The organism is Deinococcus pimensis DSM 21231, from assembly GCF_000519345.1.
GTDB classification, from domain to species: Bacteria; Deinococcota; Deinococci; order Deinococcales; family Deinococcaceae; genus Deinococcus_A; species Deinococcus_A pimensis.
On the sequence record NZ_KI912641.1, the window covers coordinates 22,815 to 34,317 of the forward strand.

Below are 11,503 nucleotides of genomic sequence, written 5' to 3' on the forward strand. Positions count from 1 at the left end.
GCTGTACCGCCGCCTGGGGTACGTGGAGCGCGGCGGGCGGCGCGTGAGCGGCGCGTGGTACCTGCACCTCGTCAAGGCGCTGTAACGAAAGGGGCGGGCCCGCGGCCCGCCCCTCCCCTGTTCGCGCCGCTCAGTCGGCGGCGCTCTCGGCGGCGTGGGCGGGCGCTTCGAGGCGGAACCAGTAGAACGCGTGCGGGCCGAAGGTGAAGAAGTACGGGAGCTCCCCGATGGGCGGGAAGGGCGTCTCGCCGATGAGTTCGACGGGCGTGTGGCCGCTGAGGTGGTGCATGTCGAGCTGCGCGGCCTGCACGAAGCGCGACAGGTTGCACACGACGAGGAGCTTCACGCCCTCGTATTCGCGCAGGAACGCGAGGACCTTGCGGTTGCCGGTCTCCAGGAAGGTGATGTCGCCGCGCGAGAAGGCCGGGTAGCGGCGGCGGACCTGCATCATGCGGCGCATCCACTTCAGCAGGCTCGTCTCGGTGCGTTCCTGCGACTCGACGTTCACGGTCTGGTAGCCGTACACGGGATCGGCGATGACGGGCAGGTACAGGTGGTTGTAGTCGGCGCGGCTGAAGCCCGCGTTGCGGTCCACGCTCCACTGCATGGGCGTGCGGACGCCGTTGCGGTCGCCGACGAAGACGTTGTCGCCCATGCCGATCTCGTCGCCGTAGTACAGGATGGGGCTGCCGGGCAGGCTGAAGAGCAGGCCGTTGAGCAGCTCGATGCGGCGGCGGGAGTTGTCCAGCAGGGGCGCGAGACGGCGGCGGATGCCCACGTTGATCTTCATGCGCGGGTCCTTGGCGTACTCGCTGTACATGTAGTCGCGTTCCTCGTCGGTGACCATCTCGAGGGTGAGCTCGTCGTGGTTGCGCAGGAAGATCGCCCACTGGCCGAAGCTGGGGATGTGCGGGGTGCGTCCCATGATCTCGCGGATGGGGGTGCTGTCCTCGCGGCGCAGGCCCATGAACAGGCGCGGCATGACGGGGAAGTTGAAGCACATGTGGAACTCGGGCTGCTCCTCCGTGCCGAAGTACTGCACGACGTCCTCGGGCCACTGGTTCGCCTCGGCGAGCAGCAGCTTGCCCGGGAACTCGGTGTCCGCGATCTGACGCAGTTCGCGCAGGTACTGGTGCGTCTCGGGGAGGTTCTCGCAGTTGGTGCCCTCGCGCTCGAAGAGGTAGGGCACGGCGTCCACGCGGAAGCCGTCGAGGCCGAGGCCGAGCCAGAAGCGCAGGACGTTCTTCATCTCCTCGCGCACGGCGGGGTTGTCGTAGTTCAGGTCGGGCTGCTGCGAGAAGAAGCGGTGCCAGTAGTAGCGTTCCGCGACCGGGTCCCAGGTCCAGTTGCTCTTCTCGGTGTCGACGAAGATGATGCGGGCGTCCGGGTACTCGGTGCCGGTGTCGGACCAGACGAAGTAGTCGTGGTAGGGGTTGTCGCGGCCCTTGCGGGCCTCCTGGAACCAGTGGTGCTGGTCGCTGATGTGGTTCACGACGAGGTCCGCGATGACGCGGATGCCGCGCGCGTGCGCTTCCTGCAGGAACTGCTTGAAGTCCTCGATGGTGCCGTAGTCGGGGTGGATGTCGTAGAAGTCGGCGATGTCGTACCCGTCGTCCTTGAGGGGCGAGGGGAAGAACGGCAGCAGCCACAGGCAGTCCACGCCGAGGTCGCGCAGGTAGTCGAGGCGGCTGATCAGGCCGCGGAAGTCGCCCTTGCCGTCGCCGTTCCCGTCCTGGAAGGCGCGGACGTGAAGTTCGTAGAAGACGGCGTCTTTGTACCAGTCGGTGGCCATGCCCAAGAGTGTAAGCGTCCGGCGCGCGGGCGTCAGCAGGGGGCGGTTGAGTGAAGGGCAACTTCACGCGCGCGCGGGCGTAGGATGCGGGTATGGACAGCTGGGATTTCGGGGCGGGGCTCCACGGTCTGCGCGTGGAACCTTCGGGCGCGCGGGCGGCGGTGCTGCTCGTGCACGGGTACGGGGAGCATTCGGGCCGGTACGCGCACGTGGTCGACGCGCTCGCGCGCGAGGGCCTCGCGGTGTTCACGTACGATCACCGGGGGCACGGTCGTTCGGGGGGGCCGCGGGCGCTGCTGCGCCTGTCGGAGCTGGTGGACGATCACGTCACGGCGCGCGCGTGGTTGCGGCGCGAGCGGCCGGACCTCGCGGTGTTCGCGCTGGGGCACAGCCTCGGGGGGCTCGTGACGGCCACGAGCGTGTTGCGCGATCCGCGCGGCCTCGCGGGCGTGGTCCTCTCGTCGCCCGCGCTGATGGTGGGGCACACGGAGCCCGCGTGGCGAAAGCGGCTCGCGCGGGTGCTCAGCGGCGTCCTGCCGGGCGCCCTGGTGGGCCGCGTGGAGGACGGGGTGCTGTCGCGCGACCCGCGGTCGGACGAGGTGTTCCGGGCGGACGCGTTGAACTACTCGGGTCCGGTGAAGGCCCGGAGCGCCTACGAGATGATGGCGGGCGGGGAGGCCGTCCTGGCGCGGCTGGGGTCGTGGCGTCTGCCGACGCTGGTGATCCACGGGGACGCGGACCGCCTCATCACGATCGAGGGGTCGCGTCGTTTCGTCGCGGGCATCACCAGTGAGGACCGTGAGCTGTGGGAGAGTCCGGGCGGCTACCACGAGCTCTTCAACGACCTGGAGCAGGAGGCCGCGATCCGCAAGGTCACGGACTGGATCTCGGCGCGTGTTCCGGCTCCCGCGTCCGCGCGCTGAGGGGACGTTCAGGGTTCTCGAAAGGACCCCGGCGGGAGCTTTCCGTACACTGCAAAAAAGCTCACGCCTGGAGGTCGCCATGGAACTGCCGGAGTCGCTCCTGCTCGACCCGCTCGCGCTGGCGCTCGCCACGTGGCTGGGACTGAACGTCGTCATTCTCGTCGTCGCGTGCGTCGCGGCGCTCGTCCGTCGTCACGAGCCGCTGCGCTGAGGGCGCGGGGACCGGCAAGGAAGGGAGGCGGCGAAGCGATCGCTTCGCCGCCTCTCCTGTTGCCTTCCTCAGCCGTGGTCCGGCATGCAGGCCACGACCTCGGGGTTGACGCCCTCCTCGAAACGGCGGAAGTTCTCGCGGAACATCCCGGCGAGCTTGCGGGCGGTGCGGTCGTACTCCTCGGGATCGGCCCAGGTGCGGCGCGGGTCGAGCACCTCGGCGGGCACGCCGGGCACCTCGGCGGGGATGGAGAGGCCGAAGAAGGGCTCCTCGTGGAACTCCGCGGCGTCGAGCGCGCCGGAGAGGGCCGCGTCGAGCAGCGCGCGGGTGTGGCGGATGCTCATGCGTCTGCCCGTGCCGTACTTCCCGCCGGTCCAGCCGGTGTTGACGAGCCAGACCTTCGCGCCGCTCTCCTCGACCTTGCGCGCGAGGAGCGCGGCGTACTCGCCGGGGTGGCGGGGCATGAAGGGCGCGCCGAAGCAGGTGCTGAAGGTGGGCTGCGGTTCCGCGACGCCCTGTTCGGTGCCGGGGATCTTGGCGGTGAAGCCGGAGATGAACTGGTACATCATCTGCTCGCGGGTGAGGCGGCTGATGGGGGGCAGCACGCCGTACGCGTCGGCGGTGAGGAACACGACGTGCCTGGGGTGGCCGCCGCGGCCCTCGGGGACGATGTTGTCGATGAAGTCGATGGGGTAGGCGCTGCGGGTGTTCTCGGTGAGGCTGCCGTCGTCGAGATCGGGCGTGCGGTCGCCTCGCAGCACCACGTTCTCCAGCACCGTGCCGAACATGTGGGTGGTGCGGTGGATGGCGGGTTCGTTCTCGGCGCTGAGGTTGATGACCTTGGCGTAGCAGCCGCCCTCGAAGTTGAAGACGCCGTCGTCGGTCCAGCCGTGCTCGTCGTCGCCGATGAGGCGGCGGGTGGGGTCGGCGCTCAGGGTGGTCTTGCCGGTACCGGAGAGGCCGAAGAAGAGCGCGACGTCGCCCGCGTCGCCCATGTTGGCGGAGCAGTGCATGGGCATCACGCCGCGTTCGGGCAGCAGGTAGTTGAGGACGCCGAAGATGCCCTTCTTGTTCTCCCCGGCGTACTTCGTGCCGCCGACGAGGATCATGCGGCGCGTGAAGTTCACGACGATGAAGGTCTCGCTGCGGGTGCCGTCGCGCGCGGGGTCGGCCTTGAAGCCGGGGAGGTTGAGGACGGTGAACTCGGGCTCGATGGTGTCGAGTTCGGCCTCCGTGGGGCGGACGAACATGTTGCGCACGAACAGCGAGTGGTAGGCCATCTCGGTGACCATGCGGACGGGCAGGCGGTAGGCGGGGTCGGTGCCCGCGAAGAGGTCCTGCACGAAGAGCTCGCGGCCCGCGCACCATTCGGTCATGCGTGCGAGCAGGCGGTCGAAGACGTCGGGGGTGGTGGGGGTGTTGAAGCCGCCCCACCAGACGCTGCCGCGCGTGAGGTCGTCCTCGACGATGAAGCGGTCCTTGGGGCTGCGGCCCGTGTGGGGCGCGGTGTGGACCGTGAGGGGACCTCCGAGGGCGATGTGGCCCTCCCCGAGCCGGAGGGCGGCCTCGTAGAGTTCGGGAACGCTGAGGTTGGCGTGAATGGTGGCGCCGTGGATGCCGAGGGCTGCGAGCGCGGAGGCGGCGCGGGCGGCGGGGGTGCCGGGCGCGGCCTCACGGGGCTCGCGGCTCGTGTCCGTGCGGATTTCGGTGGTCATGGATTCCTCCGTCAATGTGAGCCTAACAAGCGTTCGCTCCGCATTGTGACCCATGACCCTCGACTCATGCAACCGATCTGCCCTCAATTGAACGGAGTTCAGCGCGTCACGAGCGTCCCGTCCGGAACGTCGCCCGCGAGCAGGGCGTCCACGGCGCCCGCCACGTCCTCGTGCAGCACGAAGAGGCCCTTGGCCCTGATCTCCACGGCGACGCGGAAGATCGGGCTCGACCGCCTGCGGCCCGTCAGCACGTCCGGATCGCCGATCAGGGGGTGCAGCACGGGGTTCTCGAACACGTCGAGCAGCGTGCGTCCGTGCGCCGTCGCGATGACGCTCACGCCGCGCCGCCCGGCCGTCTGGATCACCGCGACGTCCCCGTGATACCTCACCGTCGAGGCGAACCTGCGGCGCGGCATGCGCGTCGTCTTCCGCTCCCTGCCGCCCGCGCGCGGCACGCAGGAGAAGCGCGCCGAGGACGTGTTCGTGATCGACGCCTTCGTGGAGGGCGTGCTGGAGCGCGTCAATCCCAAGGGCTGGGGTCTGCTGCGCGTCGACTGCGCCAACGGGCTCGAGCACCGCATGTACCTGCCGAACGTCGCGTCGCGCGGCTTCAACACCGGCGCCCGGCTGCGCTGCCGGGTGGGCGTGAACGACCTCGGCCCGATCGGCTACCAGGTGGAGGCGGCGCCGCCCGCCGCGGCGGAGGCGCCCGCCCCGTCCTACGCGGACAACATGGTCAACTGAGATCGAGCGCGCGGCTGACGGCCACCGTCCAGCCGCGCTCGGCGCGGTAGTACTTCAGGCGCGCGTGCCCGAGCCCGGCCAGACGCAGGTCGGCGGCGTCGGGCACGCGTGCTCAGTCGAAGGTGGCGACGAGCCGCGGACCCCGGCCGTCGTCCGCGAGGAGGAACACCCGCGCGGGTCGGTCGTTCGCGAGCTGCTCGCGCCACACGCGCTCGTCGTCGCACCAGCGGGTCGGGCCGAAATGACCCCAGGCGGCGTCGAGATCGCCCTCGGCCAGGTCCCGCGCCGCTCCCGGATCACGGACGTCTCGGCGGGCGGGACCTCGGGTGGGCAGGAAACGCAGCGACATGCCTTTATGGTAAACTCACCTTTCTTACCACAACCTGACGGCCTGCATGAAGATCTTCACGAAACGGGGGAAGCCTCCCGCACGGCGTCCGTCAGACGATCCACGGCCTCGTCGAGCACCGCGCGTGACGTCGCGAAGTTCAACCGGGCGAAGGCCCCGTAGCCCTCCCCGAAGGTCAGGCCGTCGCTCAGACCCACCCGGGCGCGTTCCAGCAGGCGGACCTGCGGACGCTCGTCCCAGCCGAGCGCCGAGAAGTCCAGCCATGCCAGGTACGTCGCCTCGGGCGGCGTGAAGCGCACGCCCGGCAGGTCACGCGCCACGCGCGCCACGAGGTGATCGCGGTTCGCGCGCAGGTAGCCCAGCACGTCCGCGAGCCACGCACCGTCCGACGAGAGCCCCGCCATCCAGGCGGTCTGCGCGAGGGCCGCCGGGTGCCCCATCACGCCCTTGGTCGCCGCGCGCATCGCGTCGATCAGTGCGGGCTCGTGGCTCGTCGCCAGGCCGATCCCGAGCGCGGCCGTGTTGTACGTCTTGCAGGGGCCCGTCAGGGTGACCGTGCGGCGCGCGACCTCCGGCGATACGCTCGCGAAGGGCACGAACGTCCCGTCCAGCACGAGGTCCGCGTGCAGTTCGTCCGACACCACCCACAGGCGGTGCCGCAGCGCGAACTCCGCGAGCCGCGCGAGCTCCTCACGTGACCAGACGCGGCCCGTGGGGTTGTGCGGCGAGCACAGCATCAGCAGGCGCGTGCGCGGCGTCACGGCCGCCTCCATCGCGTCCCAGTCGATCTCCCAGCGCGCGGCGTCGCCGCCCGGGGCCGTGAGGGGCACCGCGCGCGTCACCCGCCCGTGATCCGCGATGGCCGACAGGAACGGCGGGTAGATCGGGACGTGCGTGACGATCTCGTCACCGGGGCTCGTGAGGCCCAGCACGGCCGCGTACAGGCCCGGCACGACGCCCGGCATCAGCATCATGGCGGCCGGATCGTACGGCGCCGACCCGCGCGCGACCTCCTTGTCGTTCACGAGGGCGTACAGGCGCGGGTCGCCCGCGAGCAGGCCGTAGCCCAGCGGCCCCTCCACCCGCCTCAGGAGGGCCTCGCGGACCTCGCTCGCGACGGGAAAGTCCATGTCCGCGATCCACAGGGGGAGCACGTCCGTCCCGAACGTCGCCCACTTCACGGACTCGTCGTGCCTCAGGACCTCGTGCGTCAGCGCGTCGAAGGGATGGCTCATCCGGACATGATGACACGGGCGGCGTCGGCGTGGCCGTCGCCGCCCGCCCGCCCGGAGGTCAGCCCTTCACGCTGCCCGAGAGGCTCGCGCCCTCCACGAAGTACTTCTGGAACGCGAAGAAGATCGCGACGACCGGCAGCATCACCAGCAGGCTGGCCGCCATGAGGTGCTGCCACTGCGTCTGCGATCCGTTGCGGAAGAACTGCAGGCCCACCTGCAGCGTGTAGAGCTTCTCGTCGTTGAGGTAGAGCAGCGGTCCCACGTAGCTGTTCCACGTCCCGTCGAAGGTGAAGATCGCGACCGTGGCGAGCGCGGGCGTCGCGAGCGGCATCACGACGCGCCACCAGATCCACAGCTCCGACGCGCCGTCCACGCGCGCCGCCTCGCTGAGCTCGTTCGGGACGGTCAGGAAGTACTGCCGCAGCATGAACGTGAAGAACGCGCTCGCGAAGAAGCTCGGCACGACGAGCGGCAGGTACGTGCCCACCCAGCCGAGCTTCGAGAACAGGATGTACTGCGGGATCATCGTGACCATCCCGGGAATCATCATGCTCGCGAGCATCACGGCGAACATCACGTCCCGGCCCGGGAAGCGGAGCTTCGCGAAGCCGTACGCCACGAACGAGTTCGCGAGGACCGTCGCGGCGGTCACGACGAGCGCGTACAGCGTCGTGTTGATGGTGTAGCGCGTGAAGGGCGCGCCGTACCACGCGTCGACGAAGTTGTGCCACTGCGGCGGCGAGGGAATCCAGACGGGCGGGTAGGTGAAGACCTGCGCGTCGCTCTTGAGGGCCGTGCTGAGCATCCACAGGGCCGGATAGAGGATCAGCAGCGAGATCCCGACGAGCAGCGCGAGCGCGAGGACCCGCCACAGCAGCAGCAGCGCGCGGCTCGTGGCGGTCGAGCCGACCGGGAGCCCCGACGGCTTCACGGTGGGGGTGGGACGCGACAGGCTCACTTCGTCTCCCCCTCGTAGTAGACCCAGCGCTTCGAGAGCTGCAGCTGCACGGCCGTGATCACGAGCGTGATGACGAGCAGCACCCACGCCATCGCGCTGGCCTTGCCCATGCGGAACTCCGTGAAGGCCGTCTCCCACATGTACAGGCCGTAGAAGAGCGTGCTGTCCACCGGGCCGCCCTTGCCGCCCTCGGAGACGACGAGCGCGCCCTCCCAGTACTGCAGGGCCGCCGTGAGGCCCGTGATGACCTTGAAGAAGATCACCGGGGAGATCATCGGGATGGTGATGGTCAGGAACTGCCGCCAGCTGTTCGCGCCGTCGAGCTGGGCGCTCTCGTAGAGGTCCTTCGGGACGCCGCGCAGCGCGGCGAGGTAGAACAGGAAGCCCCCGGCGGCGGACCACATGCTCATGATGACGAGCGCGGGCTTCGACCACGCCGGGTCCTGGAACCACAGCGGGAGGCTGTTCTCCGGCACGCCGACGGCGCGCAGGCCGTTGTTGACGAGGCCCACCTCCGGGTTGAAGACCCACAGCCACAGCAGCAGCACCGCGACGCCCGTGAGGATCTTCGGGAGGAAGAAGACGGTGCGGAACACGCGCTGGCCCGGCACGTCCTGATTGAGCAGCGACGCGATCAGGAGGCCCACGGCGATGCCGAGCGGCACGCTGAACACCGTGTAGTACGCGGTGTTGCCGAGCGACTTCCAGAAGCGCGGGTCCTCGCCGACGAGGGTCTGGTAGTTGCGCAGGCCCACCCAGTCGGCGCGGGAGGTGATGTCGTAGTTCGTGAAGCTCGCGTAGAGCGAGAACAGCATCGGCCCGACCGTGAAGGCGAGGAAGCCGACGAGCCACGGCGCGACGAACACGAAGCCCCACAGGGCCTCGCGTTGCCGGATGCCGAGCCCGCGCCTCCTCGGGCGCACGGGCGGGGCGCTCATGGGGATCTCCTGGCGGACGTCATGGTGTCTCCCACCGCGCGGCGGGCGCCGCCCCGAATCGGGGCGGCGCCCGCGCTCCTCAGCGGCGGTTCTCCTCGATGACGCGCTTGATCTGGGTCTGGGCGTCGTCGAGCGCCTTCTTGGCGTCCACGTCGCGGTTGAGGACCTCGTCGACGGCCTTGTCGATGTAGGTGCCGTACGTCGGCGCGTACTGCGGGGAGACGGACACGAAGGTGTTCTTCATGTTGGCGGACATCATGCGGAACGCGGGCGACGTGATGCCCAGCGAGGCGCTCTTGTAGGCGGGGAAGTCGTTCTGCTCCTTCGCCCAGATGCGCGCGCCCTCCGTCACGAACCACTTCGCGAAGGCGTAGGCCTCCTTGGGGTGCTGCCCGCCCGCGGGCAGCTCGACGTTGAAGCCGCCGCCCCAGGAGGTCATGGCGCCCGTCTGACCCGTGGGCGTGGGCATGCGGACCATGCCGTAGTTCATGCCCGGCGCGTACTTCGCGAGGGTCGCGGCGTAGGTGCCCGCCTCGGCGATCATGCCGAGCTTGCCGGAGATGAAGGGGTCCTGCGTGCCGGAACCGAAGCTGGCCTTGAAGGAGGTCAGCGTGCGCGAGCCGTAGCGGTCGTTCCACTCCTTGATCCAGTTGAGCGTCCTGACGGCCGTGGCGCTGTTCACGTTGGGGTTGTCGCGGCTGTCGTCCCAGGTGTCCTCGCCCGCGTTCTGCACCCAGCCCTCGAAGCCGAAGTTGCCGTACAGCGGGTAGAAGCCGATGCGCTGGTAGATGGGGCCGCTCTTCTTGTCGAGCTTCTTCGCGTACGCCATGAGGTCGTCCCAGGTGGCGGGGCCCTTGCCGGGGTTGAGTCCGGCCTCCTTGAAGGCGTCCTTGTTGTAGTAGAGGAAGCGCGACTCCGTCACGAAGGGCAGGGCGTACTGGTCGCCCTTGTACGTGCCGGTGGTCCAGAGGTTCGCGTAGAACTGCTCCTTGACCTTGTCCGCGCCGAGCTTGCTGAGGTCGGTGTTCTGGTTCTTGCTGGCGCGGATGCGGCTGGTGCGGATGTCGATGACGACGACGTCCGGTGGGTTCTTCGCCGCGACGGACGCGAGGGTCTTGGTCTGGATCTGGTCGAAGGGGACGAAGGTGTACTTCACCTGGATGTCGGGGTGAGCCTTGTTCCAGGTGTCGATGATCTTGTTGATGGTGGGTCGGCGCTGCTCGGAGCCCCAGTGGGCCCAGAAGTCGAGCGTGACCTTCTGTGCGCCGGCGGTGGAGGCGAGCGCGGCGGTCATGATGAGGAACAGTCGTGGTTTCATGCTTCACCTCGAATAAGAATGGGCCGGGTACACGACATGGACGACGGTGGTCGCATGATGCACGACCCACCGATTCGTTTGCGCCCAGATTGCGCCCGACAGGCGTCAGTCTAGCGGACAGGGCAGAAAAGGGTGCCTGGAATTAATCCAGTCAGGCTGTTCTTCTTTTCACGCTTGGCTCATGGTACACACGTTCCTGCCCGGTCGGCCCTCATGCCGCCTTTAAGGTTGTTCATTCATAAGACTTCGTGAACGCGGGACACCTTCCGGTTCGGGTCACCCGTGGCCACGTGCGCCCAGTACACCAGCAGCACCGAGGTGCCCACCAGCGGCCACAACGTCTCCAGGAGCCACGCCAGGACCCCCAGCAGCAGGGGCGGCAGGGCGCACAGATGCGCGTACAGGGGGTAGGACGCGACGATCAGGGCCGCTTCCGACCACGCCGCGCGCAGGCTCCGTCCCTCCGCGAGCGCGTCGAGCACGAAGGGCTGAGCCGCCAGCCACAGCCACCCCAGGTACAGGGCCAGCACCACCAGGGCGTCGCCGGGCACGCCGCCCGCTCGCGCCGCCCAGAACCGCGCGCCGAGCGTCACGAGCGCGACGAACGCCACCGACGTGACGCCCCACAACGTCCCCGGCAAGAGCGCGCGCCGCGCGTCCACGAGGAGCCGCGCGTACGGGTCGTCGTGGACGGGCACGCCCGTCCCGAGCTCCTCCGAGCGCCGCACGTCGTGCTCCAGCACGTTGCGGCGCAGGAACGCGTACGTCCCGAGCGTCGCCGCGCCCAGGGTCAGCAGGGGCCACGCCAGGACCAGCCACAGCAGGTTCGTGACGATCAGACGCGGCAGGTTGCCCCACACCCGCCGTCCCGCCGAGCCCCACACCGTCCACACCGCGCGCACGGCGACATCCTAGAGCACGCGGGGCAGGTGAGGGGAACGCTACACTGGTCCGGATGACGACGCCCCACCCCCAGCGCGCCCGCCCCATCGGCATCATCGGCGCGATGCAGCAGGAGATCGAACGCCTCACCGAGGACCTCGTGGACGCCGAGACGCGCGAGGTCATGGGCTTCACCTTCCACCACGGTCTCCTCGACGGCCGCAGGGTGATCGTCACGAAGTGCGGCATCGGCAAGGTCAACGCCGCCATGTGCACCGTCGCGCTCCTCTCGCAGGACGTGGAGAGGGTGATCTTCACGGGCGTCGCAGGGGGCGTGCACCCCGACCTCGCCGTGGGTGACCTCGTCGTGTCCACCGACCTCGTGCAGCACGACGTGGACGTCACCGCGCTCAAGTACGAGCCGGGCCTCGTGCCCGG

At 69.3% G+C, this 11,503-nt stretch carries 13 protein-coding genes; 4 read left to right on the plus strand and 9 right to left on the minus strand.

The window, feature by feature from the left end:
* Positions 1 to 130 precede the first annotated feature (130 nt).
* Positions 131 to 1,792, minus strand: a complete 1,662-nt coding sequence (gene treS / locus DEIPI_RS0111425) for a maltose alpha-D-glucosyltransferase (RefSeq protein WP_027481864.1) — start codon at positions 1,790 to 1,792, stop codon at positions 131 to 133.
* Between the two features lie 92 nt (positions 1,793 to 1,884).
* Between treS and DEIPI_RS30475 the strand changes: the two genes are divergently transcribed.
* Positions 1,885 to 2,715 carry an alpha/beta hydrolase gene (locus tag DEIPI_RS30475; RefSeq protein WP_045234153.1) on the plus strand — a complete coding sequence of 277 codons (831 nt, stop codon included), beginning with the start codon at positions 1,885 to 1,887 and terminating at the stop codon, positions 2,713 to 2,715.
* Positions 2,716 to 2,794: 79 nt separating this feature from the next.
* Positions 2,795 to 2,926 (plus strand): hypothetical protein, encoded by a 132-nt coding sequence (locus DEIPI_RS41855; protein ID WP_281173204.1) that lies wholly within the window; start codon positions 2,795 to 2,797, stop codon positions 2,924 to 2,926.
* A gap of 68 nt (positions 2,927 to 2,994) precedes the next feature.
* On the opposite strand, the gene DEIPI_RS30480 is transcribed toward DEIPI_RS41855, so the two are convergent.
* Together DEIPI_RS30480 and DEIPI_RS0111445 are read right to left on the minus strand one after the other, a co-directional pair.
* Positions 2,995 to 4,641: a phosphoenolpyruvate carboxykinase gene (locus DEIPI_RS30480; RefSeq protein WP_084474204.1), complete on the minus strand. Its 1,647-nt coding sequence runs from the start codon at positions 4,639 to 4,641 to the stop codon at positions 2,995 to 2,997.
* A gap of 98 nt (positions 4,642 to 4,739) precedes the next feature.
* Positions 4,740 to 5,057 carry a hypothetical protein gene (locus DEIPI_RS0111445; protein WP_027481865.1) on the minus strand — a complete coding sequence of 106 codons (318 nt, stop codon included), beginning with the start codon at positions 5,055 to 5,057 and terminating at the stop codon, positions 4,740 to 4,742.
* Here DEIPI_RS0111445 and DEIPI_RS0111450 point away from each other — a divergent pair.
* Positions 5,056 to 5,385: a hypothetical protein gene (locus DEIPI_RS0111450; protein ID WP_027481866.1), complete on the plus strand. Its 330-nt coding sequence runs from the start codon at positions 5,056 to 5,058 to the stop codon at positions 5,383 to 5,385. The genes DEIPI_RS0111445 and DEIPI_RS0111450 overlap by 2 nt on opposite strands.
* 112 nt (positions 5,386 to 5,497) lie before the next feature.
* Here the strand turns inward: DEIPI_RS0111450 and DEIPI_RS0111460 are convergent, their stop codons facing one another.
* From DEIPI_RS0111460 to DEIPI_RS0111485, 6 genes are all read right to left on the minus strand, one after another.
* Positions 5,498 to 5,734, minus strand: coding sequence for a hypothetical protein (locus DEIPI_RS0111460; protein ID WP_027481867.1), 237 nt, complete (start codon positions 5,732 to 5,734; stop codon positions 5,498 to 5,500).
* A gap of 56 nt (positions 5,735 to 5,790) precedes the next feature.
* Positions 5,791 to 6,969 carry a MalY/PatB family protein gene (locus tag DEIPI_RS0111465; protein ID WP_027481868.1) on the minus strand — a complete coding sequence of 393 codons (1,179 nt, stop codon included), beginning with the start codon at positions 6,967 to 6,969 and terminating at the stop codon, positions 5,791 to 5,793.
* Positions 6,970 to 7,027: 58 nt separating this feature from the next.
* On the minus strand, positions 7,028 to 7,927 hold the full coding sequence (locus DEIPI_RS0111470) for a carbohydrate ABC transporter permease (RefSeq protein WP_245588551.1): 900 nt from the start codon (positions 7,925 to 7,927) through the stop codon (positions 7,028 to 7,030).
* On the minus strand, positions 7,924 to 8,865 hold the full coding sequence (locus tag DEIPI_RS0111475; protein ID WP_045234154.1) for a carbohydrate ABC transporter permease: 942 nt from the start codon (positions 8,863 to 8,865) through the stop codon (positions 7,924 to 7,926). The genes DEIPI_RS0111470 and DEIPI_RS0111475 overlap by 4 nt, the downstream gene beginning before the upstream one ends.
* 79 nt (positions 8,866 to 8,944) lie before the next feature.
* The gene (locus tag DEIPI_RS30485; protein ID WP_052351708.1) at positions 8,945 to 10,183 is read right to left on the minus strand and encodes an ABC transporter substrate-binding protein; all 1,239 of its coding nucleotides are present in this window, start codon (positions 10,181 to 10,183) and stop codon (positions 8,945 to 8,947) included.
* A 236-nt stretch (positions 10,184 to 10,419) separates the two neighbouring features.
* Positions 10,420 to 11,085 carry a hypothetical protein gene (locus DEIPI_RS0111485; protein ID WP_027481871.1) on the minus strand — a complete coding sequence of 222 codons (666 nt, stop codon included), beginning with the start codon at positions 11,083 to 11,085 and terminating at the stop codon, positions 10,420 to 10,422.
* 53 nt (positions 11,086 to 11,138) lie between these two features.
* Here DEIPI_RS0111485 and mtnN point away from each other — a divergent pair.
* Positions 11,139 to 11,503: 5'-methylthioadenosine/S-adenosylhomocysteine nucleosidase (gene mtnN / locus DEIPI_RS0111490; RefSeq protein ID WP_027481872.1), on the plus strand; the 365-nt coding region annotated here is incomplete at its 3' end.